Here is a 26,619-nt window from a genome sequence, read left to right on the forward strand (position 1 = left end):
TCTCTCCTTTATAATTTTAATGGAAGAATCGTGATAATTCTCCCTGTCTTAACGAAGTTTTACCTAATCTTCCAGCATCAAATAATTCTTTGTGCAATATTTTTCGCAATTCCTTATCAGATATTTCAGACGATTTTGTGTCTGAAGCTGATTTGTCTGTCTTCGGCATAGTTTTCATTTCAAGGACTTGTTTTATGCCCGCTAAATTAAGGCCTTTTTCAATTAATTCTTTAATCTCTAATAAACGATCCACATCATTAAAAGAAAATAACCGTTGATTTCCTTCTGTACGAGATGGATGAATCAATTGATGCTGTTCATAATATCGGATTTGCCTTGCAGTTAATCCTGTTAGTGATTTAACAATTCCGATAGAAAACAAGGGCATGGAACGTCTATCTAAATCACTCATCTCATTCACCCCTTCCGTCTGTTTTCTATAAGTCTATTATACACTGTGTAATTTTTGTGTCAAGAAATGTTAGGTATGTTAACATGGAAAATCATAATTGCCTGTTACGTTTTGATACAGCTGGCTTACAATAAATTATGTTAACCCTTTCGCAGCATTTATAACCGCTAATTTAACATGATTATATGTTAAACCACCTTGAACAAAAGCGGTATAGGGCTCCCTTATCGGACCATCTGCTGTTAATTCTAAACTAGCTCCCTGTATAAAAGTGCCTGCAGCCATAATTACATCATCCTCATAACCAGGCATAGGGGCAGGATATGGTAAAACGTGTGAATTGATAGGTGACTGTCTTTGAATTGCTTGACAAAAAGCAACCATTTGTTCTGCAGTATGAAAGGTAACAGATTGGATCAAATCTGTTCGGTGAGCATCAAATGTGGGTGTTGTATTGTACCCTAAATTTTTTAAATAAGCGGACGTAAATACAGCTCCTTTTAAGGCTTCACTCACCACATGTGGGGCAAGAAATAAGCCTTGATACATTTCTTGTAACATACCAATGCTTGCTCCTACTTCTTTCCCAATCCCCGGAGCAGTTAAACGATTAGCTGCCATCTCTACATATTGTTTATTTCCTGCAATATAACCACCCATCCTGGCAATGCCACCACCAGGGTTCTTGATCAATGACCCTGCGATCAGATCAGCATCTATATCAGTGGGTTCACTCGTTTCAACAAATTCCCCATAGCAGTTGTCAACAAAAATAATAACATCCTCTTTTATTTGGCGAATTTGTTTAATGATTTTTTCCATTTCATCTATCAAGATCGATGGTCTGTCATCGTAACCTTTTGAGCGTTGAATAGCAACAACTTTAGTATGATGGTTAATCTTTTGTTTCACTTGATCAATATCTATATAACCATCTATTAAATCCGTATAATGATATTGTACCCCGAAATCAGAAAGTGATCCTGGGACATATGTTTCATGCCCGATCACTTTATTTAACGTATCGTATGGTTTTCCTGTAATATACAATAGTTCATCTCCTGGACGAAGCACACCGAACAAAGCTGTACTTATTGCGTGGGTTCCAGAGGTTATTTGAGGACGAACAAGTGCGTCTTCTGCCCCGAACACAGAAGCATAAACAGCTTCTAACTTATCTCTTCCATAGTCATCGTATCCGTAACCTGTCGTCGGATTAAAATCACTGTCACTGACTTGATGATTTTGAAAAGCTTTTAATACTTTTTCTTGATTATAAAATTCAATTTCTTGTATGTTTTGGAAAATTGGTTCTATCTGTTTCTCGACATCCCTTATCCATGAATGATTCATTCGTGATGAAACCCCTTTATCTCTTTCATAATAGCGTGATTTGGATCTACAAATCCTTCGACATGATAGCCGGATTTATCTTCTTCATATGTTTGTTCTTCTAAAATCGTATATTGGCGTATTTTTGCTAGTTTACTTGCTTTACCTTCAGGGACAAAGCCTGAGAAATATGTCCATTGTTCTTTAATTAGTTTTTCGACTTCACTTTTTACGGTGAAAATATCTTCACCTTCTAGAGCACTAATCATTAAATATGGATGTGAAGATGGAATGAAATCATCAGCTTCAATTAAATCCTTTTTATTGTAAATGGTCAAAATCGGAATGTTATCGGCTTCTAACTCTGATAATAGACGATATACTGTTTTTTCATGATCATCCCTGTTTGGTGCAGCAACATCTATCACGTGTAGAATAAGGTCTGCTTCACGTACTTCTTCTAAAGTCGAGCGAAAAGTAGCTATTAATGCGGTCGGTAAATCCTGAATAAAGCCTACCGTATCTGTTAATAACACTTCCAAGTTGGATGGTAATTTCATTTTTCGCGATAAAGGATCGAGTGTTGCAAATAATTTATCCTCGTAGAGAGAATCACTTTTCGTTAAACTGTTGAACATAGTTGATTTACCTGCATTTGTATATCCGACTACTGCGACTTGAAAAAGTTGGTGTTTACGCCTATTACCACGATACTGTTCTCGTTGATTGACAACTTGCTTTAAACGCCTTTTAATATCATCCATCCGATTTCGAATATGACGGCGATCCGTTTCAAGTTTCGTTTCACCAGGACCCCTAGTACCGATTCCACCACCTAACCTTGAAAGTGCCGCACCCTGACCATGTAGTCTTGGTAGCATATACGTATATTGAGCAAGTTCAACTTGTAGCTTACCTTCTTTGGTACGTGCCCTTGCTGCAAATATGTCTAATATCAACTGGCTTCGGTCAATTACATGAACTTCTAAATATTCTTGTAAATTTCTAGATTGACCACCTGATAATTCCTCATTCGTTATGACCACTTCAATTCCTTTTTCTTCTACGATCTGCTTAACTTCCTCTAATTTCCCTTCACCTACGTAATATTTACGATGTGGTGATGGTCGTTTTTGAATGATTGTTTCAACTACTTCTCCTTCTGCAGTTTTCACAAGAGCTTCTAGTTCATTTAATGAATAATAAAATTGTTCTTCATCTCTTTGTTCATACATAATAGCAATTAATAATACTTTCTCGATGTCGATCACCTACTACTTTTTCTTATTAGTGTAACTACAACTATCGTTTTAATGCATAGAAAAGGCGCTACTTTACTTAAAGAATAGCGCCATCGAAGCTTCTTTATTCCTTATCTAGGGTAACATTTTTAGCTGGGACAAAGGTGGATATAGCATGCTTGAAAATTAATTGTTGTTTTCCTTCTGTTTCAAGCAACACAGTAAAATTATCAAATGCTTTAATGACTCCTCGTAATTGGAACCCATTAGTCAAAAAAATAGTTGACGGAATACGCTCTTTTCGAAGTTGATTTAAATACTGATCTTGAATATTGACTGATTGAGACATGGTAGTACCTCCTCTAATTTCTCTATATTTTTATATTCTATTTTTCTTTATAGAATCCTTCTAAATCTGTTAAAATATTTTGAAAAACCTGATTCTTCGTTTCTCCTGTAATCGAGTACCAATCAACAGGCATCTTATTTTTAAACCAGGTATATTGCCGTTTAGCAAACCTACGCGAATTTCTTTTTAATGTGTCTATTACTTCTTCTAAAGATTGTTCTCCTTTTATATAAGGAAGTATTTCTTTATAACCAATCCCACGCATCGCTTGGGTATTTTCGAGACCTTCTTGGTACAGTCTATTTACTTCCTCTATTAAACCTGATTCAATCATTTGATCAACACGTTTATTTATTCGCTCATATAAGAGTGGACGATCCATTTGTAAACCTACAATGCGAAAATCATAGCGTGATTGTTCTAGTTGTTTTTGTTGGTACTCTGTCATTGTCATACCTGTACGATCAAAAACTTCAAGGGCTCGAATAAGACGACGTTGATTATTAGGATGTATTTTTTCCGCTTGTAAAGGATCTACCCTTTTCAAACGTTGGTAAACGTAATCAATTCCTTCACGTTCTATTTCAGACTCAATTTGTTCGTGATATTCAGTAGATCGTTCATTGACTGCGAATTGATAGTCGTATAATACAGATTGTATGTATAAACCAGTCCCACCTGCGATAATGGGCAATTTGTGCTTTTGATGGATCTCTTCGATATTTTGCTGTACCTGCTTTTGAAAGTCAGCTACAGAGAAGGACTGGTGTGGTTCTAAAATATCTAGCATATAGTGAGGAATTCCATCTTTTTCTGCTTCTGTAACTTTAGCAGTACCAATATCTAACCCTCGATATATTTGCATGGAATCGCCACTTATTATTTCGCCGTTAAACTTTTTAGCAACCTCAATAGATAAGGCTGTTTTTCCTACTGCGGTTGGGCCGACAATTACGACTAACTTTTCTTTCAAGTTATCACTTCCAATGTTGACTATGCTTTCTTACAGTATACCTTACATTTTTTGTTTCTTCATCTATATTACATAATTCGTTTAAACATTTTTTCCATTTCGTATTTGGTAAATTGAATTATAATTGGTCTACCATGTGGACAAGTAAAAGGTTCTTCGCATTTTCTTAAATCATCTAGCAGTCGTTGCATGTCCTCGATATTTAAATAGTGATTAGCCTTAATCGATCGTTTACAAGACATGAGAATAGCCGCTTCTTCTCTTAACTTGTGCAAGTTGATTTGTTTTTCTTGGATCAATTGATCTACCATGTCTCTAATAATCTCTGCTTCTTCATCTTTCGGAAACCAGTGGGGATGTGAACGCACTATATAGGCATTTTGGCCAAATGCGTCTAAAAATAACCCTACTTTTTGTAACTCTTCTTTATATTGTTCAATAAAGAGTGCCTCTTGTTGGGTGAACTCGAAGGTCAGTGGCACAAGTAAATCTTGTACATGTCCATCTACTTCTCCGATTTTATCACGATAATATTCATATTTGATTCGTTCTTGTGCTGCATGTTGGTCAATGATATAAAGACCTTGATCATTTTGCGCTAAAATATACGTACCATGGTGCTGACCTATCGGGTACATAACAGGAACACGTTCCTCTTCGTTCACGACATGATCCTGTTCGTTTTGAATGATCTTCATTTCTTCATCTAATTGATGTTCATTATTTTCCATTATCATACTACTGCCAACATGCTCTGACTCTCGTACCATTTCGATATCATCTATGGAGTCATGATCAGCCACTCGTTGGAAAGATTCCTTCATAGGTTGCTGCTCGGTTTGTTGGTTCCTATCAAAATTAAATTGAGGCTGCTCTGTTTTCGTTTTTGGTATACTTTTCCTCTGGCCAGCAGGGATCAGTGTCAGTTGATGAAGTGTATCTTTAATCATTTGTTCAACTGCTTCAAATAATTCTTTTTCTTTACTAAAACGAACTTCTAGTTTAGTTGGATGAACATTAACATCAATTAAATAGGGATCCATCGTAATGTTAAGTACGACAACAGGCTGCCTCCCAATTGGAAGAAAGGTATGAAAACCATTCGTAATAGCTTTAGCAAGTCCGATACTTTTAATGAAACGGCCATTAACAATAGTAGTTATATAGTTTCTTGAAGCTCGATTTACTTCCGGTTTAGCAATAAATCCATTGATTTCGTAATCTAACGTTCTGGTACTCACTGGGATCATTTGCTTAGCTACAGACATGCCATATACAGAAGCTGCAATTTGTCTTAAATCTCCTTTACCTGTCGTCTGAAAAATTCGCTTATCATTATGGGTTAACTCAAAACGGATGTCGGAATGAGAGAAAGCCATTCGGTTTATAATATCCGTAATATGACCTAATTCCGTATGTACCGTCTTCAAGTACTTGAGCCGAGCAGGTGTATTAAAAAAGATATCTTGGACAGTAATTTCTGTTCCTTGTCGTGCATCACTTCTTCCTTCTTCTTTAATATGGCCACCTTCTAATACCATTCTTGTTCCTGCTTCTGTACCTGTAGATGTTTTAATTTCTAACCGGCTAACCGCTGCAATACTGGCTAGGGCTTCTCCTCGAAACCCTAGTGTTCTCACATGAAAAAGGTCAATTTCATTTTCTATCTTACTTGTTGCATGGCGTAAAAAAGCTTTCTTGCACTGATCGTGAGGAATACCGTTCCCGTCATCAGTTACTTTGATTTCTTGTAATCCTGCTTCTTTAATCTCGATTTTTATCCAGCTACTGTTTGCATCAACACTGTTTTCAACTAACTCTTTCACAACAGAGGCTGGGCGTTCGACGACTTCACCAGCCGCAATCTTATTGGCTAAATAATCCGGAAGCTCGTTGATTTGCATCTATTTTCGCCCCTTTGTAACTTGTGCTTTCTTCTGTAGTTGGTAAAGCTCATTCATGGCATCCATTGGTGTCATTTCCAACAATTTAATCTTCTGTAGACTTTCTATAATCTCATTATTTGCAGATTTTTCTTCCTTTTTAGCAGGTGTTTCCGGTGCAAAAAAGGCTATTTGTTCCATTGTAAAGTCTTCTTCCCTATTTTGTGTGGATAATGGTTTGTCACTTGATTCCCCTTCTAATTGGGACAAAATAACATTCGCTCGTTTTATTAAGGAATCAGGTAATCCAGCTAATTGGGCTACATGAATTCCATAACTTTCATCTGCTGCCCCTTCATGAATCTGATGAAGAAAGACTACTTTCCCTTCGATTTCTTCGGCTCTAACATGAATATTTTTCAGCGCAGATAAGTTTTCTTCTAAACTAGTTAATTCGTGGTAGTGAGTAGAGAAAAGCGTTTTAGCTTTAATATGATCGTGAATATATTCAATAATTGACTGAGCAAGAGCCATCCCATCATATGTACTGGTACCTCTTCCGATTTCGTCAAGTAATATTAGACTATCTTTTGTGGCATGTTGGATTGCGTGGTTAGCTTCCAGCATTTCGACCATAAAGGTACTTTGGCCTGATACAAGATCATCAGCCGCACCAATTCTAGTAAAAATCTGATCTGTAATCGATAGTTCCGCACGTTGAGCAGGTACGAAGCAACCGACTTGAGCCATAATAATCGTTAAAGCTAACTGACGCATATACGTACTTTTACCAGACATATTCGGTCCAGTAATTAATAAAAGGTGCTTGTCATCAGCCAATTCAATTGTATTCGGAACAAATTGTTCATCTTTCATTACTTTTTCAACAACAGGATGTCGACTCTCTTCCAAGTAGATATGATTGTCTTTGGTAAAGTACGGTCTGACATAATTATTTTCTTCACTTACTGTAGCAAAGCTTTGCAATACATCTATTTCACTGATTGTTTCTGCTAAGCGTTGCAAGTCTGGAATATACATCTTCACTTTTTCTCTAAGTTCAAGAAAAAGTTGATACTCTAATTCAACACTTTTTTCTTCTGCTTCTAATATTAATGTTTCCTTTTCCTTTAGTTCTTCAGTAATAAACCGTTCTGCATTCGTCAACGTTTGTTTACGTTGATAGCGTCCTTCTGGGATCATTGGTAGGTTCGGGCGAGTTACCTCAATGTAATAACCGAATACTTTATTGAATCCGATTTTTAATGATTTAATATTCGTTTCGGCTTTCTCTTTCTGTTCTAATTCTGCTATCCAATGCTTGCCATTCCTTGACGCATCTCGATATTGATCCAATTCCTGATGATAACCATCTTTAAGAAGGTTGCCTTCTGTTATTGCAATTGGTGGATCTTCGGCAATGCTATTATCCAGAAGTTCGAAAAGTTCCGGTAATGGATTCATACTATCTGAAAGTGCTTGTACAGCATTACTATCAAACTGTTTTAACTGCTCTTTGATAAACGGTACTTTTGCTAGAGACCTTTTTAATTGAATTAAGTCTCTCGCATTGACATTTCCAAACGATACTCTTCCTGATAAACGTTCCAAATCATATATAGACTGCAATGCTTCCCTAACTTCTTCCCGCTCGAAAAATTGGTCGTAAAACCCGTTTACTAAATCAAGTCTTTTTTCGATTAACGATTGCGTTAGTAAAGGACGTTCTAACCATTTCTTTAATTTCCGTGCCCCCATAGCAGTTACGGTTCGGTCGATCACCCATAATAAACTGCCAAATTTTTCTTTTCGCAATAAGGATGAAGTGATTTCCAAATTTCGTTGTGAATACATATCTAAAGTCATATATTCAGCTAGCTCAATCACTTGTGCTTTTTTCAAGTGATCAATTGCTCGTTTTTGGGTATGGAATAAATATTGATATAAAACTATACACGTTTGCTTTAAGTGATTGTCTGGAATATCATTAACAAGTTCCGTTATCGTATGATTCGGTTCTATTTCTTTCGCATACGAAACTGTTAATTGCATTTTTTCTTTTAATTCATCAATATATGCTGCAGATAAATCTTGCTCCACTACAACTTCCTTTATAGGACGATTATATAGTTCGCTTAATACTGCACTCCATCCACGGTTAATTTCCATGACAAACGTTTCACCGGTGGACATATCAGTATAAGCAAGATTAAATTCTTGTCCCGTTGTTTCAGTCACGACGGCAAGATAATTATTTTCTTTATCATCCAACATATTTCCTTCCATTACAGTACCAGGTGTTATAAGTTGAACTACTTCTCTTTTGACTACACCTTTTGCTACTTTTGGATCTTCAACTTGTTCACAAATAGCAACTTTAAAGCCTTTATCTATTAATGCTTTGATGTAATTTTCTGCAGAATGAAAAGGAACCCCGCACATCGGGATTCTTTCTTCTCCGCCACCATCTCTGCTCGTAAGTGTTATTTCAAGTTCCAAGGCTGCTTTCTTTGCATCCTCGAAAAACATTTCATAAAAATCGCCTAAACGAAAAAATAAAAAGCAATCTTGATAATCTGCTTTTACTTTTAAATATTGCTGTATCATTGGCGTATAGCTCATTCTAGTATCCCCCAAAATCGTTCATTTCTTGTAACATTATAGCACATAAAAAGAAACCAGATAAACAATTAAGAAAAACTAGTCATACATTAAAAAACAAAAAAATACAGTGTGAGCATCCCCCACACTGTATACTTTATTCTTCTTCATGATCGTCTAGGAAATCTGGATCAATGTCATCAAATTCATCATCTGAGATTGCTAAATCCCAATCTTCGTCATCATAGACTTTACCTTTTGGGTCTACTTTGACAGAGATTTTTGTTTCACCAATCACTTCTACTAGAAATTCTCTTTCTGCATCTACTTTAATTTTATTCCCTTTCGTTTCAATACTGCATTCTAAGCAATTTGGTTGTTGAATGACTTTAGCAATCACTTCACACTCATCACCAATATGATGTTTATCTCGAATGGATAATGGTACATGATCACAGTATTCTACTCGTTCCGTTACTACTTCTGTTTTTGTATTATCATTATATGCATACCATACATTGATATCATAACTTCCTTTAATCTCAACAGTATCTTTTTTCACTAATTTAGCATGATAGTTATGATTGATAATCCAACAACCTAATATACTGGATGGACGATGCGCAGGTGTGATGGTGTTCGTTTCTTGTTTAAACTTTCTTCCCTTTCCAATGACCGCTTTTGTTATAATTTCCCGGTATTGTTGGTCTAGATAAGACATCGAATTATAACCTCCCTCTTATTTCAATTCCATCATATGCGAGATATTCGTCTATAGTGCCTTCATTCGTTTAAAAAAAATGTTAGCCATAGCGCCTACTCCATCCTATGCAACTGCCCAGAAATGTGTACATATGTAAAAACAAAAAACATCACGCCCACACCATATCCACTCTGTACCTGAATAACACTATCCCAAAAGATAAAAACTGTGAACCAATGAAAATTTCGGAGTAAAGTTTTCTTCCATTCTTTTGGAGTGTAGTGCAAATTCGTCGCTACGGAAAATACTCCCTTTCCAGGGGCTGAAGGAGAGCCCATGGAGAGTGGAGCATTCTGCCAGAGCGTTTGGCAACACTCATCAAAATTCAGAATGGAAGAAAGTAAATGTAACTACGCAGTTTACGTTTACTGAACAGAAACAAGAATAAAAAAAGCATGATTAACCATTTTTCAGTTAATCATGCTTTTAGTGATTTTAACAATGACTTTGTCCTTTTTTGGATCCTGTTTCTCCAGCTAATACATCTCCGCCTGTAGAACGGATCACTTCATTTGTGATCTCTCTTGCAATAGTATTGGTTACAAGTTGAAGGAGGTCATTAATAACAACTTGTGATTCTTTAAATTCCTGTACGACTGGAATTTCGTCAATTTCTTCTTGCAAGCGGTCAATTTCTGCTTCCACACGTTTTAATGCTTCATGTTTTCCATAAGCTTGGAAATTAACAGCCTGTTTTTGTAATGCTTTAATTTTTTTAATGGTACTTTGAATTTTGTTGTTCTCATTTAGCTTTGCTTCTAATTCTTTAAAACGATCAATTTCTTCAATGTTGGCCATTTTGTTTGCTAATTTATGTGCTTCCTCAATCACTTCTGCTCTCGTATAATTTGCCATTTAATTCACCTCAACTGCTGATTCAACCATTTCTCCATCTAATGTCCATGTTTTCGTGTTAGTAATCTTCACTTCAACAATTTCACCAATGACAGATTTTGGTCCTTTAAAATTCACTAATTTATTGCGTTCTGTATAACCAGATAAAACATCAGGATCTTTTTTACTTTCGCCTTCTACGAGTACTTTTACTGTTTTACCTTTATAATGTTTCATCGCTTCTGCTGATTGCTTGTTCACTAATGCATTCAATCGTTGCAGACGTTCTTTCTTCACTTCCATCGGAATATTATCTTCCCAACGTGCAGAAGGTGTACCTTCTCTTGGTGAATAGATAAACGTATAAGCACTTTCAAACCCAACTTCTTCTACAAGAGTCATGGTTTCTTCGAATTGTTCATCTGTTTCATTTGGGAACCCTACAATAATATCAGTTGTTAATGTAGCATTAGGCATTGCTTCTCTAATTTTTTTCACTAATTCTAAGTAGCTTTCTCTTGTGTAACGACGAGCCATTACACGAAGAATATCAGAGCTACCAGATTGAACTGGTAAGTGAATGTGATCTAACAGATTTCCACCTTGTGCTAGTACTTCAATTAAGCGATCATCGAAATCTCTTGGATGTGACGTTGTAAAACGAACTCGCGGGATATCAATTTTACTGATTTCTTCCATTAAGTCTCCCAGACCATACTCAAACTCTAAGTCTTTCCCATATGCATTAACATTTTGCCCTAACAAAGTAATTTCTTTGTATCCTTGTGCAGCAAGATGACGTACTTCCTGAATTATATCATCCGGCATACGGCTACGCTCTTTACCACGAGTATAAGGCACAATACAATACGTACAGAATTTATCACAGCCGTACATAATGTTAACCCATGCCTTGATTTTACCTTTACGCGCTTTTGGAAGGTTTTCGATAATGTCGCCTTCTTTAGACCATACTTCAACAACCATTTCCTTGCCAAACATCGCTTCATTAATTAACTGAGGTAAACGGTGAATGTTATGTGTACCAAAAATCAAATCAACGAATGGATGTTTCTTTAATATACGGTTAACTACAGATTCTTCTTGAGACATACATCCACAAACACCTAAGATTAAATCCGGATTCTCTAATTTTAGTGGTTTTAGGTGACCGATTTCACCAAAAACTTTATTTTCTGCATTCTCACGGATTGCACAAGTATTTAATAAAATGATATCCGCATCATTTGTGTCCTCTGTTGGTGTATAACCCATTTGCGTAAGAATACCTGCCATTACTTCTGTGTCATGTTCATTCATTTGACAACCATAAGTACGGATAAGAAATTTTTTCCCTTTACCAATTGCTCTCATCTCTAATGGAATGTCAAAATCATAATGAATATCGACGTCTTTTTTTAAACGTTTTTTTGCTTTACGCATATTAGGTGGTTCATAAGTTGTTTGAAAATATCTAGAAATCAACTCATCACTTGACATGTTTTTTAAACGATCTAAATTATCGTCCGCATCGGATTTTACGTCCGCCGAACTCTTTTGGTTTATTTGTTGACTTTCTAATCGTTGTTTCTCGTTCATGCTATTTATCTCCTTTCTTACCCCTAATCAAACTACTTCATCTATTATAGGGGATAAATCGTGTAAATACAAAGCGAATTAATTGATATTTTTATAATTAATCAGGAAAATGCTTAATAAAATTCTGATAGCTGATTTTCTGGATGATGGATGCTGAAAATCTTTGTTTCAATGCAGCTTCTAAAAAACTATATTGGCTAATGGAAGATAGATTATCAACAAACCGATCTGTTCCATCGAAATCTGATCCAAATACAAGATGATCTTCTCCTCCAGCACTTAGAAAATAAGATATATGTCTCAAGAGATCATTGATTGTCGCATTATTATTTGTTGTCACAAAATTTTCAACGAAAGTGATACCGATTAAGCCATTATTATCGATAATTTTACGCACTTGTTGTTCTGTAAGATTACGAGAATGAGCACAAACCGATCGGCTGTTTGCGTGAGAGACTATCAAATAGTCACTAAGTTCTACTGCTTCATCAAATCCTTGTTCAGAAATATGTGCGAGATCAACCCATACTTTCTGCTGATTTGCTAGTTGGATCACTCTTCTTCCCAGTGAGCTTAATCCACTTCCCCTTGGCTCTCCTATTCCGTCTACAGCAAGATTTGCTTGATTCCATGACATGCCAATCATTTTAACTCCAAGTCGAAGGAGTATTCTCAATTTATACAGCTCCGCCCCGATACAATCCAAGCCTTCTAATGTTAGCATGGCACCTCTCTCGTTTGGTTTCAACCTTTCTATATCTTCTTTTGTTTGAATAAATTGAATATTAGAAAACGGTTTTATAATTTTCTCGAAAAAAAGATCAATCATATGTAATGCCACGGAGAATTTTGCTTCTGTTGGAATGTGTTCTGGCACATAAATTGCAAAACACTGCACTTTTACAGGGCTCTCCATCCATTTTTGATAATTCACATCCAAAAAGACACCATCATCAAAATCGATATGGTGCGACCACATTTTAAAGAGTGCATCACAATGACAATCGATAATCATGAACTCCACTCCTACATCAAAAATTGACATTTAAAAACCTGTTTGTTATCTAACAAACAGGTTACTAATATTCCTATTATCTTGGCTCAACAATTAACTTTATAGCTGTACGTTCTTCATTATCAATCATAATATCAGTAAAAGCTGGAATACAAATGAGATCCACTCCACTTGGAGCAACAAAACCACGTGCGATTGCAACTGCTTTCACTGCTTGATTAAGTGCACCAGCACCTATCGCTTGGATTTCCGCTGAACCACGTTCACGTAATACATTTGCAAGTGCGCCTGCTACAGAATTCGGGTTTGATTTTGCTGAAACTTTTAATATGTCCATTCCTGGTACCTCCTTCAATTGCTATTGTTATCCCACTTTTACTATATTCATGATATTGAAAGATATTCCTTTTTATTATGAAGGATAGCAGTTGAAATTTCAAATCATTCGATAGAAACGCGACACTTAGGAGAAGAATGGATGATCATCATTAATTTGAATGCGATCAATTTTTATTGCTTTTCCAGTAGAATTATCGATATCGATTAATACACCGCTTAATTGGGCTCGTCCTGATTTCGGCACTTCAAAACGGACAGGCAATCCAGTCAGGAATTTCTTAATAACAGATTCTCTCTCCATCCCCAATATGCCGTCATAAGGACCTGTCATACCGACATCTGATATATAAGCTGTACCATTTGGTAATATGCGATTATCTGCAGTTTGCACATGTGTATGTGTACCGACAACCACACTTGCTTTACCATCAGTATACCATCCAAAAGCCTGTTTCTCACTCGTTGCCTCCGCATGAAAGTCAACAAAAATAATATTAGTACGCTTCTTTGCCTCATTAATCAATTCGTCTATTTTACGAAATGGGTCATCTACTGGCTGCATAAACGTTCTGCCAAGCAAGTTGATAACTGCGATTTCCTGACCATTTGATTTAATATAAACAATATCATTTCCAGGTGTGTTTGGTGGTAAATTCCCCGGCCGAACCATATAGGTGGCTTCATCAATAAAATTAAATATCTCTCGTTTATCCCAAGTATGATTACCCATTGTAAGTGCCTGTGCACCCCACTCAAGTAAGTTCTTATAAATTTTCTCTGTAATCCCTTTTCCTGAGGCTGCATTTTCACCGTTAATAATCGTCACATGTGGTTGATATTTTGTTTTTAATTTTGGTAAATATTCTTGTACCATATCTCTTCCTGGTGAACCTACAATGTCACCAATAAATAAAATCTTCATGTACGTCTACCTTTCTATTTTAGTAACCATATTCTTTTTAACATGTAAATTGCATTATAAAAAACTTAAAAACCCACTGTATCAACACTTTACTATTAATCGTTATAAAACGCAAATGCACACTCATGCATAAAAACGAAAGCATTTGGAGCCAGTTTTCGTCTAGTTGGGACTTTAAATAATACATGGGTAGATGATGGGGGAATTCGGATAGGTGCATTTATTCATTTATAATTCTGCTAAAATTGAGACCTCACCCTCTTCTCGCTTCTGACCATCCCGCTTCTACGTTGTTGCTTATATCAATATTGGAGCAAGCAACAACTAATAACATTAGTAAAAATACTAACAATTTCTTCAACAGTAACCTCTTCCTCTTTTTAACAATATTCCATATAAAAAAACACCTACATTTAGTAGGCGCAATTTCGTTTATCTTTTCTTTTACCTTCTTCTCTTGCTTGTATTAGTAAATCTAATTCTTGATTTATGCGATTGATATCCTCTTTCGTTATTCCTTCGAGTAGGCATTGATGGGATCTATTCTTCAACATTTTCTTACCTCCCTTTTGACCTAGAACTTTAATAATAAATTCGACATGAACTTTAATATTCCTTCCAATAAACTTAATTTGTATAAATTTAATATTCGGGCATACAATAGGAACGAATGTTCTTGTTGGTGAGGTGCATTATTTATGATCGATCGCGGAAATAAAAAATGGACGGCAATGATGATGCCAGAACATATGGAGATGCTTCACAATATATTTGAAGAAGAACAGAAATTTGAAAAGCCTATTTTATCTGAAGATCAGTACGATGAAATGCAGCGTACTATACAGGAAGCGATTAAGTTTAACCAAAAGATCTATATTGTCTACTGGAACAATCACAGACTTCGAACTGCAGAAGGTTGTATAGATAAAATCAGAGGAACTTCTCTTTACTTAAATACTTCAGAAGGAATTGATCAATTGGAAATCAATAATATAGTGGAGTTGTCTTTAAGCGATATATAATTACACAAGACTTTAAAATAGCAAGTCGTTAGGTAAATTACTGACTCAAAGTATCTTTTAAGATTTGCCGAAAGAAAAGAAGAAAAACGAAACTGTTTTAGGCCGGCCATTTGGAAGAAGGTTCTTTCGATATTAGAGGATAAGGTGAAATACATTATAGTCCTTGCTAATACTTTGAAAAAAGATTTTGAACGAAATATCAGCAAGGACTGAACACAATGAAAGGGTAGTACGGTCCCTTCTTTCGAATTATAGCATAACTTGAATAATTATTGACCTCTTCTTTCCTCTGATGGCTCCTCATCAGGATCTGGTTCTTCCTCGTCCATGTTATTCGGGGTGTCGCCCTCATTAGGTTCCTTTACATCGCGAGGATCGGTATCAATATCTGGGCCTCTATTATTATTCATATTGTTATTTCCATTATTAGTGGGCTCATAATTAATATTCTCTGGTTGTTCATTCATCTGATTATCGTTATCCATTGCACACGCTGATAAAACACCAAGTGAAATAGCAATAGATAATATTAGAGTAATGATTCTTTTCATGATTTAATAACCTCCATATAAGATTTAAATTGAAACATTATTAGTTTTAATCATTTTCAATTTTTTACTCATTTTTTATGGAATTTATTTTTCAAGAACAGAAATAAAGAATGTTCAAGATGCTTTAATACAGTGAATATACTTCGAGGATTTAACGATTTCAGACCTATTTGACCACTTTTTTTAGTATGGATAAAGTGATAAAAAAATTATCATTATTTTTTTGGGAAATCTTGATTAAAAGTGATGTAAGAATGTTGAGAGGAGACATAAATGGATGAAAATTTTGAAGGGCTTATTGATAATACAATCAATCAGGCTAAAACACATTGACATTCTAAAGAATATTATTATCATTGTTTGGCCTTTGTTATTTGCTCGTAAATCTGCAGATTCTTTTGCAATATCCCCTCCAAAGATTTAGGGGGTTTGTAAGGATTTTGTTTAGATGCTCTGTTTTAGTAACCAAAGCTTTGCGCACAATTTTCTAAAAGTCAAAATTTGATACTGAATCTTTTCAGATACTAATTGAATATTTAGTATAGGAAAGCAAAAGCTATAAAAACATAAAAATAGAGAGACTGTGAAAGCCTCTCTATTTTGCGTATTCTACTGAGCGAGTTTCTCGGATTACGGTTACTTTTATATGTCCCGGATAATCCAACTCATCTTCAATTCGTTTTCGAATATCTCTGGCGATCTTGGTAGATTCAGCATCATCAATTTCATCTGGCTTCACTATGATACGAATCTCCCTACCAGCCTGAATTGCAAATGATTTTTCAACACCTGCATATGATTCTGAAATTTCTTCTAATTTTTCTAAACGTTTAATGTAATTCTCTAATGTCTCACTTCTTGCACCCGGACGAGCGGCTGAAAGTGCATCTGCTGCAGCAACGATTACTGCAATGACAGATGTTGCTTCTTCGTCACCATGGTGTGAAGCAATTGCATTAATAACGACTTCATTTTCTTTGTATTTCGTTGCTAGCTCTTTACCGATTTCTACGTGGCTACCTTCCACTTCATGATCTATTGCTTTTCCAATATCATGTAATAAACCGGCACGTCTAGCAAGTGTTTGATCTTCTCCGAGCTCAGCAGCTAATAGTCCGGATAAATAAGCTACTTCCGTTGAGTGTTTTAAAACATTTTGTCCATAGCTTGTTCGATATTTTAATCGCCCTAATATCTTCACTAAATCAGGATGAAGACCATGAACTCCTATTTCAAATGTTGTCTGTTCTCCATAATCACGAATATATTCATCGACTTCACGTCTTGATTTATCCACCATTTCTTCAATTCTAGCCGGGTGAATACGCCCATCTTGCACAAGCTTTTCTAATGCGATTCGGGCAATCTCACGACGAATTGGGTCAAAACCAGATAAAATTACCGCTTCTGGTGTATCGTCAATTATTAGATCAATACCTGTTAGTGTTTCTAAAGTTCGAATATTACGGCCTTCGCGACCAATAATTCGACCTTTCATCTCATCATTCGGAAGATTGACAACGGAAACAGTAGTCTCAGCCACATGATCAGCAGCACATCGTTGTAGTGCCAGCGACAAGATGTTTTTAGCTTTCTTATCTGCTTCTTCTTTCGCACGATTTTCTGCTTCTTTAATTATCATAGCTGATTCATGGGTAACTTCTTCTTCGACACGTTGCAAAATAATTTGTTTTGCTTGATCTGTGGTGTATCCTGATATCCGTTCTAATTCTGCTTGTTGCTCGCTTAACATTGCTCCAACTTTGCTTTCCATTTCTTCAATTTGTTGTTGTTTTTCTGTAAGCGAACTTTCTTTCTTTTCTAACAATAGCTCACGCTTGTCTAGAGTTTGATCCTTACGATTGAGGTTTTCTTCCTTTTGCATGAGACGACTTTCAAGCTTTTGAATTTCTGCTCGACGTTCTCTAAGCTCTTCATCCGCTTGTTGACGAATTTTATGATTCTCGTCCTTCGCTTCTAGTAATGCTTCTTTCTTCGCAACTTCAGCGTTTTTATAGCCCTCTTCCACAATTTGTTTTGCTAATTCTTCTGCACTCGAAATTTTCTTCTCTGCAATTTTCTTTCTAATCAGATAACCAACAACAATACCGACAAATGTAAGCAAAATGGAGATGATGATCGCAATATTATCCATACTTTCACCTCCTCTTGCTATAAACTTGTACAACTTTTTTAAGTCGGCATGTACAATAATACGTTTTTAGAAATTTAAATGTATAACATTTATTAAATTATACATGTTAATTTTAATCTTCTATTACTAGGATGTCAAGGAATGTAAAGATTTAGCGGTAATAGGATAAAACGTGCAAAAACTACCAGTTCCATAGTCTCATCTCCACCATGAATAGAACATACTTACTTTTAATAGTTAGCAAACCCATATTATTCATTCCTTATTCACACTAGATACAAACTGCGAAGTTGTGTAGGGTTAACTTTCTCTCTTTCTAATGGAAAATGAGTGCTTGATAGTCGCTGCGGAAAAATACTCCCTTCAAGGGAGAATGGTAGAAAGCAAATTCTTACCTAAAGAAAGCTCCGCAGTCTATTTATTGACTACGGAGCTTTTAATTTATTCCTCTAGTAAACTCTCTTGAGGTTCTTCTTCTGCGCTTTCACCTTCAATATCATAGTGAGCTCGAATGGAACGATAGATTTCCTCTGCTACAGCAACATTTTCTTTTAAGAATTGTTTTGCATTTTCACGGCCTTGACCGAGTCTTTCATCGTTATAAGAGTACCAGGCACCGCTTTTTAGAACTATATCCAAATCAGACCCGATATCTAGTATTTCTCCTTCTCTTGAAATACCTTCACCATACATAATATCAACTTCCGCTTGTTTAAATGGTGGCGCTACTTTATTTTTTACAACTTTAATACGCGTTTTGTTACCAACCATTTCATTTCCTACTTTTAACGTTTCCGCACGTCTTACTTCCAACCGAACAGAAGAATAGAACTTCAACGCTCTACCACCAGGGGTTGTCTCAGGATTACCGAACATCACACCGACTTTTTCACGGATTTGGTTGATAAATATAGCTGTTGTCCTAGACTTATTGATAGCACCTGATAACTTACGTAACGCTTGAGACATTAAACGAGCCTGTAAGCCAACGTGAGCATCACCCATTTCCCCTTCAATCTCAGCCTTTGGTACTAAGGCAGCTACAGAGTCAATAACAAGCATATCTACCGCACCACTACGAACAAGTGCTTCAGCGATTTCCAAAGCTTGCTCTCCAGTATCAGGTTGAGATAACAGTAATTCATCAACATTTACACCTAATTTTCTTGCATATACTGGGTCAAGCGCATGCTCCGCATCGATAAAAGCAGCTTGTCCGCCTGCTCGTTGTGCTTCCGCAATTGCATGAAGAGATACAGTTGTTTTACCAGATGATTCTGGTCCATATATTTCAACTACACGTCCTCGTGGATAACCACCAACACCTAATGCAACGTCTACTGCAATGGATCCACTTGAAACGGTTGCTACTTTTTGTTCTGCCTGTTCGCCAAGCTTCATGATGGAGCCTTTTCCGAACTGCTTTTCAATTTGTTTTAACGCCATATCTAAGGCTTGCTTTCTATCACTCACATTAATTCCTCCTTCATATTGCTACTACTATCTTACAACCTTTTTGCTCATTTCACAAGCAAAAAACGAATAAATGTTCCCATTATTTTCATGGAAATAATGGCAATTATCGATAAAACCCTTATTGAAAAGCATTTTTGCTATCATTATATCCATAAAAAAGCACTTTTTCAGTTATCTAAAAAAATATTTTCATTTCTTAAGTTGATAAAATAGTAATTCAAATGCTTTTTTGACTGTTCGATTTCTAATTGCTTGGCGATCACCATTAAATTGATATCTTGATGTATAGTGCTGATTATTTTCATCACAAATTGATATATATACAGTGCCAACAGGTTGATTTTCCAACTCATCTGGACCAGCTACTCCAGTAAAACTAATACCTAGCTTAGACTGATAGATTTTCTTCACTTGACTAGCCATACTTTCTGCACACTCTTTACTGATTGTTCCATATGTTGTAATCAGCTCGTCAGTAATCTTTAATGCAGAATTCTTGGAAAAAGGTTGGTATACAACAGCAGCACCATTAAATATTGCCGATGCTCCACCCTGCTCCACTACTTTCGAAGCAAACGCTCCTCCTGTCAAGCTTTCTGCGCTAGCAATCGTTAAATGCTTTTGCTTCATTAATTCAAACACTGTCTTTTCGATATTGGTGTTGTCATAACCATAAAGATATTGTCCAACTTGTTCTTTAATCTTTAATTCTATCTTATCAATCAACTGTTCAGCCTCTTCATTACTTTCAGCCTTTGCTGTAAGTCTTAAAGCTACCTCACCTTCTGATGCTAAAGGAGCAATCGTAGGATTGGTTTGGTTTGATATTAAATCTCTAAGATCATGTTCTAATTGTGACTCACCAATCCCAATAAAGCGTAGCATTCTGGACCTGATCACAGTTTTTAAAGCTAACGAGTCATTAAGAAAAGGCAGTACTTCCTCGTTCATAATAGCCTTCATTTCTCGTGGAACACCAGGCATAAACACCCAAAGCGTTTTATTATAGTCCACAATTATTCCTGGTGCAATACCGACAGAATTATGTAATACCTTTGAACCTTCAAACACATGCGCTTGTTTTCGATTATTCGGTGTCATCGTACGATTATTTTTGGCAAAAAAAGCTTTCATCTGATCTAATGTCCCTTGATCTTCTACAATCTGTAAGTCTGAGATATGTTGAAATGCTTCTCTTGTTAAATCATCTTCTGTCGGTCCAAGACCACCTGTTATAAAAACAATGTCAGATCTATTTCCTGCTTCACGAAAAACTTCTGCCAATCGATTAAAGTTATCACCAACTACTGAATGATAATAGACGGAGATCCCTTTGTCCGCCAATTGTTCTGAGATCCAGGCCGCATTTGTATTGACAATTTGCCCTAACAATAACTCTGTACCGACTGATATCAGTTCTGCTTTTACTTCTGTCATTATTTAGAATCTCCCATCACATGCCAATTCTTCACAAAATATTCTACCCCTGAAACAATCGTAATGATTAGAGCAGCATATAGTAAAATACTATCCATTGGTAATCCAAAGGCAGAAAACGGAATATTATGCAACAATAAGAAAATGATTGCAAGTATTTGCAAAACTGTTTTTAATTTGCCGAGTTGACCAGCAGCCAGTACAATTCCTTCACCTGCCGCAACAAGTCGTAACCCAGTAACAGCAAATTCACGACTAATAATAATAATCACTACCCAAGCAGGAGCCATTTCCAAAGCAACTGACAAAATAAATGCTGCGGAAACTAATAACTTATCTGCCATTGGATCAAGAAATTTCCCAAGATTTGTTACCAGCTGATGTTTTCTCGCATAATAACCATCCAGCCAATCAGTTGCTGACGCAATCGCAAATATAATCACAGCAACTAAATGAGAAATTGGAATGGACTGGTCGGCAACATTCCACAATCCCCAATCAAATGGGTAGGATAATAATAAAATAAAAAAAGGAATCAACATAATTCGTGATAATGTAATTTGATTAGGTATATTCATTTACTGACACTCCCTCAATATATTAAGAAAAAACGGGCAAAACCCGTCCGATCCTGTTCTTTTCTGATTCAAAATAGAAATAAATTCGCTAGAGTGAAAATTCTCATCGTTTAAGACATTCTCACTTTCTTTCATAGATGAGTCTAAAATGTCACTACGGAAAAGTACTCCCTATCCGTGGGCAACACCTCAAATAGTCACTGTGCAGTATAAGCTTCATTTCTTTATTTCTGAAAACAAACCCTCTTTATTAATGAAAAGAGGGTTAGAAAGTTGCATTATTGCTTTTCAATTGTAATCCATGCTTGTTGAACATCAGATGCTTGTATTTCATCAGACAACTCCAGTTTTTCCTCATTTAATTCAATATTTATGGATTGTGGTTCACCAAATCTTAAATATAGCTCTTCTACATCCGAAACATCAAGCTCTAATGGACTTTCATTAGCAGTAAACATCTTTTCATATAGACTGTTGCCTGCTTTATCAGCGATTTCAAGCCAATGTCTATTTTCAGTAGTAATCACCAGATTTACATTCTCTTCTGTAGTTGTCAGCGTATAGTAAGACTCATTATTTTCATAACTATCCAAAGATATCTCTGTAGTTGGTTCCGGTTCATCCTCTTCCACTGGCTCGTTACCTGAAGATTTTCCATCTTCATTCTCATCAGCTTCATTTTGGGTTGTGCCTTGATTTGGTGGTAGCTGGACCGATTCTCCGGCTGTATTCTCATCATTTTCCGCCGGTGTTGGATCTGCTTCATCCCCAGAAAAATAGTTTTGTCTAAATAACCAAACTAATACGACAATACCAACTATCAACAAAACCACAATAACACTTGGCAAGAACGAAAAAATTACAGGTGTTTTTGTTGTTGCGTTATTTTTTTTACTGCTCTTCACACGAGAAAGTGCTACATCTTCCTCTTTTTCAATAGGTAACTGATTTTTGTATTCTTCCATTAATTCATCTGGATTCAAGCCAAGTACAGTAGCATATTCCTTAATAAAAGCCCGTACATAAAAAGAACCGGGCATAACATTAAATCTTTCTTGTTCTATCGCTTCCAAATATCGCACTTGTATTTTGGTGACGTTTTGAATGTCTTCTAACGACATATTTTTACTTTCACGCTCTTCTTTTAATCTTTCTCCGATTCCCATTTGAAACACCATCCATCAATCATTAATCTATATAAACCGAACATTATATGATAACAGGCTCTATATTAGTAGACGTATATTTATGCCAATTTGTTTCATTTTAAACAACATATCTTAATCATATCTTAAAATAAAACGATTGAAAAGTGAAAATTTGCATGAATATGACAATTTAAAGAAAATTTCATAAAGCTGAATATTGGAAAATGGTGTTAAAAACCCTATAAAACATAAGAATTATGCTTTATAGGGTACATACTCTGTTATTTAGTGCCTTCGTTTTGAACAAGCTTTACCATAATGTTTGCAATGGCATGCTGTTCTTTCTGATCTGCTGCATTCCATAAGTCACGTAACATTTTCTCTTGATCGTTTTTTGCTTGCACTTCCGTTGATAAATAATTACCAATATCATACGCAAGCTCTGAAATTGCTTGATTACTTATCCCATTATTTTCTGCATCATGCAAACGATCCCCTAAAAAATCTTTCCATGACTCAAAGTTGTCAATTACAGACATGTTCATTCCTCCTTTATCAGCATACATTAATATCTTTCGATAATTTTTTTAAAATATGCATACTAACAAAAGGAAGATGATTAATCAATCAACTCCAAGCACCGTTAACTCGGATTAATTCACCTTGTATATATTTTGATTGGTTACTACAAAGAAATTGAACAGCATCTGCAACATCCTCAGGTTTACCTGCCCTTTGTAATGGAATGTCTTGGATTAGCTCTTGCTTTTCCTGCTCGGTCAAAGTTTGATTCATCTTGGTATCAATAAAACCAGGACTAACTCCGTTCACCAAAATATTACTTGGACCTAATTCTTTAGCTAACGCTCTAATAAAAGTATTTTGAGCACCCTTAACAGTTGAATAGGCTACTTCACAGCTAGCCCCCATTTCACCCCAAATCGAGGAAATCAATATGATCCGTCCACATTTATTTCGTACCATATTAGGAATTAAGGTTTGTGTTATTTTCCATGGAGATTTTACATGTAATTGAAGCATTTCATCCATATCATGTTCTTCCATGTCTTGAAATAAGCCAAAATAAGCCTTTCCGCTAGTATATATAAGATGGTCAATATCTTGCGGTATTTGACTAATAAATTGAGCTAAGCCTTCTCTTGTAGCTAAATCTGATTGAACAACACCTATAACCTGATTTTTCGGTAGTTGCTCAAGTAATTGATCAATCGCCGTTCTGTTTCGATTATAATGCAAAAAAAGTGTATGCCCTTGATTGGCTAATTGGTTAGCAATAGCCGTACCAATTTCCCCACTTGCACCAGTTATGATCGTTCTCTTCTCCATCGTTACCCTCTATTCATCTGCTTTCACATAACAAGTAGAAAGTTGCTCTTCTTTTATCCAATTTTGGCTATAATTCTGCATATCACTATATGTCAGATTTTCCAGCCATTCGATACTTTCAAAGAAGTCAATTCCTAATAACTGACAATGTGTGTATTGATTAGCGATAAACTCCAATGAATTCATAGCACGTAATAATTGACCAATTTTCTTGCGTTTTATTCGTTCGAAACTTTGCTGATCCATTGGAGACGTTTTAAGATTTAAAAGTTCTTGTTTTATCATTTCTGCTAATTTTTCTGGATTTTTCGTATTCCCGCCTACTATACTAAAGCCAAAATTACGCTCTAAATGGGATTCACAACTAAATGACTGATCTATAAGCCCTTCTTCATATAATCGTTCATATGCGACACCACTTTTAGAGAATAAATGATCCAATACTATGTCCATCAACCATTCTCTTTCCATAAATTCTTTCGGATCTTCCGGAATAACACTTTCCTTTATTCCTACCAAAGCTTTTGGAACGGAAACAGGCATTGTTATCGTTACTTCTTTTTCAGCTACTTCTTTTGGCTCATCTGGAAACTTTCTAGTAATTGGTTCAGGTGCGTCAAAATCTTTTTGATCCTGGTTATTTTTTATAAATGCCATTGTTTCTTCAGGATCAACATTTCCAGCAATGAACAGCACCATATTATTTGGATGATAGAAGGTGTTATAACACGTATATAAATCATCTTTCGTAATATTATGAATCGACTCTACAGTTCCAGCAATATCGATCTGTACCGGATGGTGATGATAAAGGCTTTTAATCGTCCCGAAAAACGCTCGCCAATCTGGTTGATCGTCATACATACGTATTTCTTGTGCAATAATTCCTTTTTCTTTTTCAACGGATTGCTCAGAAAAATAAGGCTCTTGCACAAAATCTACAAGTGTTTGTAAACTCTCTTTAACCTTTGAGGTAGCAGAGAATAAATAAGCTGTTTTAGTAAAAGAGGTAAAAGCATTTGCTGAAGCACCTAATTTTGAAAAATCTTGAAAAACGTCACGATCTTCTTTTTCAAATAATTTATGCTCTAAAAAGTGTGCAATCCCATCAGGAACCGTTTGTAAATCCTGCTCATTTAGTGGAACAAAGCTTTGATCGATCGAACCATAATTAGTTGTGAAAATGGCAAAAGTTTTTGCCATTTCTTGTTTCGGCAAAATAAAAACACGTAAACCATTCGAAAGTGTTTCTGCATATATATTTTCTTCGATTTGTTGATAATGTTTATGCTTCACTTTGTTCCGCCTCCTTACTAGTCAACAAATAAATCGTATCAAGTTTCACTTTTTTTGCGACGTTGATTACTTGATCTTTCGTAACAGTATTTACTTTCTGTAATAATTGTTCAGGTGTGATCGACGATTGTGCCAACACACTTTGATAATGTAATTCAATCATACCCTGTGGGTTATCTAAGGTTTCACGCAACTGGTTAATGGTCATTTCTTTCGTTTCGCTGAGGTCATTATCAGTAAACTCACCATTACGCATTTGCTCCATTTGTTCCAAAATGATCTCTTTGGCTTTTTCATATTGTTCTGGAGCAATCCCACTAAAGACGAACATTAATCCTTTATGACTTTCAATTCTTGATGCAGCATAGTATGCTAAACTATGCTTTTCCCTCACATTCATAAATAACTTAGAACTAGGAAATCCGCCAAACAAACCGTTAAATACATGTAATGCTGGATAATCTTCGTCATTAAACGTAATATTTGTGCGATAACCAAAGTGTAATTTAGCTTGCTTTATATCATCTTGTTCTATTAATGTTTGTTCATTACTTTTTGTAACTCTCTTCGCTTTTTCAATTGGTTGTTGTTGTCTCTCTTCTACCAGTGCTGTAATTTTTCCTTCTACATCTAAACTTTCAATATCACCAACAGCAAAAATATCGAGATGATCTTGACTCAATATTTGTTGATAATAAGTATAAAGGTCCTCAGCAGTAATCTTATCTAAATCTTCCTCATAACCATGCACACGCAAACGATATGCTTCTTCTTGACACATTTCCTCAATCATCCGAGTGTTTGCAAAGCTCATCTTATCCTCTTTTAATGCTTCCATCTTGCTACGTAATGTTTCTTTTTCACGTGCTACAATTTTTGGATCGAATACTTGTTCAACTAGTTTTGATTGATAAATGATTTCTCGTAGAAAAGAAATTCCTTTATCTAATAAATCCTGAGAACCGGCAATATATTGTTCATTTGGCAGTTCTAATCGAATCGTTAAGATATGATTTTCACCTTTTTTACTACTGTCTACTGCTAAAACAGTACCATATAACTCATCAAGATGTTGACGTAACTGTATTGCGGTAGGGTAATTCTCAGTACCTTGTTGCAAAATATACGGTAATAATGCTCTTTTCGTAATATTTTCTCTTGTTAGCTTTGAAGTAAACTTTAATGACAGGTGAATGGTTTTAAATTTTTTGGTATGTATAAGATGTAAATCATACCCTTCTTTTGGGATGATTCGCTCTAACGTTTCAACCATAACACTACTCCTTTAAATTTATTTTTGTTTGTCTTCTATATTCTATCAAAAAGATCCAAATATTATGCTAAAA

Annotated in this window: 25 protein-coding genes; 1 reads left to right on the plus strand and 24 read right to left on the minus strand. The window is 35.7% G+C overall.

Annotated features, from left to right (window positions below; genetic code table 11):
* Positions 1–16 precede the first annotated feature (16 nt).
* The 14 genes from ACTWP4_RS10065 to ACTWP4_RS10130 all read right to left on the minus strand — a co-directional run bounded on the left by ACTWP4_RS10065 (position 17) and on the right by ACTWP4_RS10130 (position 14,817).
* Positions 17–412: a MerR family transcriptional regulator gene (locus tag ACTWP4_RS10065; RefSeq protein ID WP_443128631.1), complete on the minus strand. Its 396-nt coding sequence runs from the start codon at positions 410–412 to the stop codon at positions 17–19.
* A gap of 135 nt (positions 413–547) precedes the next feature.
* Positions 548–1,765 carry a methionine gamma-lyase family protein gene (locus ACTWP4_RS10070; protein ID WP_443128632.1) on the minus strand — a complete coding sequence of 406 codons (1,218 nt, stop codon included), beginning with the start codon at positions 1,763–1,765 and terminating at the stop codon, positions 548–550.
* The gene (gene hflX, locus ACTWP4_RS10075) at positions 1,762–3,015 is read right to left on the minus strand and encodes a GTPase HflX (protein WP_443128633.1); all 1,254 of its coding nucleotides are present in this window, start codon (positions 3,013–3,015) and stop codon (positions 1,762–1,764) included. The genes ACTWP4_RS10070 and hflX overlap by 4 nt, the downstream gene beginning before the upstream one ends.
* Positions 3,016–3,109: 94 nt before the next feature.
* Positions 3,110–3,334: an RNA chaperone Hfq gene (gene hfq, locus ACTWP4_RS10080; RefSeq protein ID WP_443128634.1), complete on the minus strand. Its 225-nt coding sequence runs from the start codon at positions 3,332–3,334 to the stop codon at positions 3,110–3,112.
* A 37-nt stretch (positions 3,335–3,371) separates the two neighbouring features.
* On the minus strand, positions 3,372–4,307 hold the full coding sequence (gene miaA, locus ACTWP4_RS10085; protein ID WP_443128635.1) for a tRNA (adenosine(37)-N6)-dimethylallyltransferase MiaA: 936 nt from the start codon (positions 4,305–4,307) through the stop codon (positions 3,372–3,374).
* A 68-nt stretch (positions 4,308–4,375) separates the two neighbouring features.
* Positions 4,376–6,211, minus strand: coding sequence for a DNA mismatch repair endonuclease MutL (gene mutL / locus ACTWP4_RS10090; protein ID WP_443128636.1), 1,836 nt, complete (start codon positions 6,209–6,211; stop codon positions 4,376–4,378).
* Positions 6,212–8,812, minus strand: a complete 2,601-nt coding sequence (mutS, locus tag ACTWP4_RS10095; RefSeq protein WP_443128637.1) for a DNA mismatch repair protein MutS — start codon at positions 8,810–8,812, stop codon at positions 6,212–6,214.
* A gap of 136 nt (positions 8,813–8,948) precedes the next feature.
* On the minus strand, positions 8,949–9,512 hold the full coding sequence (gene cotE / locus ACTWP4_RS10100) for an outer spore coat protein CotE (RefSeq protein ID WP_443128638.1): 564 nt from the start codon (positions 9,510–9,512) through the stop codon (positions 8,949–8,951).
* Between the two features lie 477 nt (positions 9,513–9,989).
* Complete coding sequence (locus tag ACTWP4_RS10105) at positions 9,990–10,409, minus strand: RicAFT regulatory complex protein RicA family protein (RefSeq protein WP_443128639.1); 420 nt, start codon at positions 10,407–10,409, stop codon at positions 9,990–9,992.
* Positions 10,410–11,987, minus strand: coding sequence for a tRNA (N6-isopentenyl adenosine(37)-C2)-methylthiotransferase MiaB (gene miaB, locus ACTWP4_RS10110; RefSeq protein ID WP_443128640.1), 1,578 nt, complete (start codon positions 11,985–11,987; stop codon positions 10,410–10,412).
* 97 nt (positions 11,988–12,084) lie between these two features.
* The gene (locus tag ACTWP4_RS10115; RefSeq protein ID WP_443128641.1) at positions 12,085–13,002 is read right to left on the minus strand and encodes a dipeptidase; all 918 of its coding nucleotides are present in this window, start codon (positions 13,000–13,002) and stop codon (positions 12,085–12,087) included.
* A 76-nt stretch (positions 13,003–13,078) separates the two neighbouring features.
* Positions 13,079–13,339, minus strand: coding sequence for a stage V sporulation protein S (locus ACTWP4_RS10120; RefSeq protein WP_003468886.1), 261 nt, complete (start codon positions 13,337–13,339; stop codon positions 13,079–13,081).
* Between the two features lie 126 nt (positions 13,340–13,465).
* Positions 13,466–14,263 (minus strand): TIGR00282 family metallophosphoesterase, encoded by a 798-nt coding sequence (locus tag ACTWP4_RS10125; protein ID WP_443128642.1) that lies wholly within the window; start codon positions 14,261–14,263, stop codon positions 13,466–13,468.
* A 413-nt stretch (positions 14,264–14,676) separates the two neighbouring features.
* Positions 14,677–14,817, minus strand: a complete 141-nt coding sequence (locus ACTWP4_RS10130) for a hypothetical protein (RefSeq protein WP_443128643.1) — start codon at positions 14,815–14,817, stop codon at positions 14,677–14,679.
* Positions 14,818–14,961: 144 nt separating this feature from the next.
* Here ACTWP4_RS10130 and ACTWP4_RS10135 point away from each other — a divergent pair, with 144 nt between their 5' ends.
* Positions 14,962–15,285: a YolD-like family protein gene (locus ACTWP4_RS10135; protein ID WP_443128644.1), complete on the plus strand. Its 324-nt coding sequence runs from the start codon at positions 14,962–14,964 to the stop codon at positions 15,283–15,285.
* A 269-nt stretch (positions 15,286–15,554) separates the two neighbouring features.
* Here the strand turns inward: ACTWP4_RS10135 and ACTWP4_RS10140 are convergent, their stop codons facing one another.
* The 10 genes from ACTWP4_RS10140 to yfmF all read right to left on the minus strand — a co-directional run bounded on the left by ACTWP4_RS10140 (position 15,555) and on the right by yfmF (position 26,546).
* Positions 15,555–15,836 (minus strand): hypothetical protein, encoded by a 282-nt coding sequence (locus ACTWP4_RS10140; RefSeq protein ID WP_443128645.1) that lies wholly within the window; start codon positions 15,834–15,836, stop codon positions 15,555–15,557.
* Positions 15,837–16,431: 595 nt separating this feature from the next.
* A complete protein-coding gene (gene rny, locus ACTWP4_RS10145) occupies positions 16,432–17,991 on the minus strand; it encodes a ribonuclease Y (protein WP_443128646.1) in 1,560 nt (519 codons plus the stop codon).
* 441 nt (positions 17,992–18,432) lie between these two features.
* Positions 18,433–19,464 carry a recombinase RecA gene (recA, locus tag ACTWP4_RS10150; protein WP_443128647.1) on the minus strand — a complete coding sequence of 344 codons (1,032 nt, stop codon included), beginning with the start codon at positions 19,462–19,464 and terminating at the stop codon, positions 18,433–18,435.
* A gap of 192 nt (positions 19,465–19,656) precedes the next feature.
* Positions 19,657–20,904 (minus strand): competence/damage-inducible protein A, encoded by a 1,248-nt coding sequence (locus ACTWP4_RS10155; RefSeq protein WP_443128648.1) that lies wholly within the window; start codon positions 20,902–20,904, stop codon positions 19,657–19,659.
* The gene (gene pgsA / locus ACTWP4_RS10160) at positions 20,904–21,482 is read right to left on the minus strand and encodes a CDP-diacylglycerol--glycerol-3-phosphate 3-phosphatidyltransferase (protein ID WP_443128649.1); all 579 of its coding nucleotides are present in this window, start codon (positions 21,480–21,482) and stop codon (positions 20,904–20,906) included. Before pgsA ends, ACTWP4_RS10155 begins: the two co-directional genes overlap by 1 nt.
* Positions 21,483–21,760: 278 nt before the next feature.
* The gene (locus tag ACTWP4_RS10165) at positions 21,761–22,648 is read right to left on the minus strand and encodes a helix-turn-helix domain-containing protein (protein WP_443128650.1); all 888 of its coding nucleotides are present in this window, start codon (positions 22,646–22,648) and stop codon (positions 21,761–21,763) included.
* Positions 22,649–22,911: 263 nt separating this feature from the next.
* Positions 22,912–23,169, minus strand: coding sequence for a DUF3243 domain-containing protein (locus ACTWP4_RS10170; RefSeq protein ID WP_443128651.1), 258 nt, complete (start codon positions 23,167–23,169; stop codon positions 22,912–22,914).
* Positions 23,170–23,257: 88 nt separating this feature from the next.
* Positions 23,258–23,977, minus strand: coding sequence for an elongation factor P 5-aminopentanone reductase (gene ymfI / locus ACTWP4_RS10175; RefSeq protein ID WP_443128652.1), 720 nt, complete (start codon positions 23,975–23,977; stop codon positions 23,258–23,260).
* 9 nt (positions 23,978–23,986) lie between these two features.
* Positions 23,987–25,273, minus strand: a complete 1,287-nt coding sequence (gene yfmH, locus ACTWP4_RS10180; protein ID WP_443128653.1) for an EF-P 5-aminopentanol modification-associated protein YfmH — start codon at positions 25,271–25,273, stop codon at positions 23,987–23,989.
* Entirely contained in the window at positions 25,263–26,546 is a 1,284-nt protein-coding gene (gene yfmF, locus ACTWP4_RS10185) for an EF-P 5-aminopentanol modification-associated protein YfmF (RefSeq protein WP_443128654.1), read from the minus strand. The genes yfmH and yfmF overlap by 11 nt, the downstream gene beginning before the upstream one ends.
* Between the last annotated feature and the right edge of the window lie 73 nt (positions 26,547–26,619).

This window comes from Gracilibacillus sp. D59 (assembly GCF_052246695.1).
Taxonomy (GTDB): domain Bacteria; phylum Bacillota; class Bacilli; order Bacillales; family Amphibacillaceae; genus Gracilibacillus.

Excerpts from the sequence above, each read along its gene's own strand:
- ACTWP4_RS10065 (WP_443128631.1), bottom strand. The coding sequence starts at position 412 with ATGAGTGATTTAGATAGACGTTCCATGCCCTTGTTTTCTATCGGAATT.
- ACTWP4_RS10070 (WP_443128632.1), bottom strand. The coding sequence starts at position 1,765 with ATGAATCATTCATGGATAAGGGATGTCGAGAAACAGATAGAACCAATT.
- hfq (WP_443128634.1), bottom strand. The coding sequence starts at position 3,334 with ATGTCTCAATCAGTCAATATTCAAGATCAGTATTTAAATCAACTTCGA.
- mutL (WP_443128636.1), bottom strand. The coding sequence starts at position 6,211 with ATGCAAATCAACGAGCTTCCGGATTATTTAGCCAATAAGATTGCGGCT.
- mutS (WP_443128637.1), bottom strand. The coding sequence starts at position 8,812 with ATGAGCTATACGCCAATGATACAGCAATATTTAAAAGTAAAAGCAGAT.
- cotE (WP_443128638.1), bottom strand. The coding sequence starts at position 9,512 with ATGTCTTATCTAGACCAACAATACCGGGAAATTATAACAAAAGCGGTC.
- ACTWP4_RS10105 (WP_443128639.1), bottom strand. The coding sequence starts at position 10,409 with ATGGCAAATTATACGAGAGCAGAAGTGATTGAGGAAGCACATAAATTA.
- miaB (WP_443128640.1), bottom strand. The coding sequence starts at position 11,987 with ATGAACGAGAAACAACGATTAGAAAGTCAACAAATAAACCAAAAGAGT.
- ACTWP4_RS10115 (WP_443128641.1), bottom strand. The coding sequence starts at position 13,002 with ATGATTATCGATTGTCATTGTGATGCACTCTTTAAAATGTGGTCGCAC.
- ACTWP4_RS10120 (WP_003468886.1), bottom strand. The coding sequence starts at position 13,339 with ATGGACATATTAAAAGTTTCAGCAAAATCAAACCCGAATTCTGTAGCA.
- ACTWP4_RS10125 (WP_443128642.1), bottom strand. The coding sequence starts at position 14,263 with ATGAAGATTTTATTTATTGGTGACATTGTAGGTTCACCAGGAAGAGAT.
- ACTWP4_RS10130 (WP_443128643.1), bottom strand. The coding sequence starts at position 14,817 with ATGTTGAAGAATAGATCCCATCAATGCCTACTCGAAGGAATAACGAAA.
- ACTWP4_RS10135 (WP_443128644.1), top strand. The coding sequence starts at position 14,962 with ATGATCGATCGCGGAAATAAAAAATGGACGGCAATGATGATGCCAGAA.
- ACTWP4_RS10140 (WP_443128645.1), bottom strand. The coding sequence starts at position 15,836 with ATGAAAAGAATCATTACTCTAATATTATCTATTGCTATTTCACTTGGT.
- rny (WP_443128646.1), bottom strand. The coding sequence starts at position 17,991 with ATGGATAATATTGCGATCATCATCTCCATTTTGCTTACATTTGTCGGT.
- ACTWP4_RS10155 (WP_443128648.1), bottom strand. The coding sequence starts at position 20,904 with ATGACAGAAGTAAAAGCAGAACTGATATCAGTCGGTACAGAGTTATTG.
- pgsA (WP_443128649.1), bottom strand. The coding sequence starts at position 21,482 with ATGAATATACCTAATCAAATTACATTATCACGAATTATGTTGATTCCT.
- ACTWP4_RS10165 (WP_443128650.1), bottom strand. The coding sequence starts at position 22,648 with ATGGGAATCGGAGAAAGATTAAAAGAAGAGCGTGAAAGTAAAAATATG.
- ACTWP4_RS10170 (WP_443128651.1), bottom strand. The coding sequence starts at position 23,169 with ATGTCTGTAATTGACAACTTTGAGTCATGGAAAGATTTTTTAGGGGAT.
- ymfI (WP_443128652.1), bottom strand. The coding sequence starts at position 23,977 with ATGGAGAAGAGAACGATCATAACTGGTGCAAGTGGGGAAATTGGTACG.
- yfmF (WP_443128654.1), bottom strand. The coding sequence starts at position 26,546 with ATGGTTGAAACGTTAGAGCGAATCATCCCAAAAGAAGGGTATGATTTA.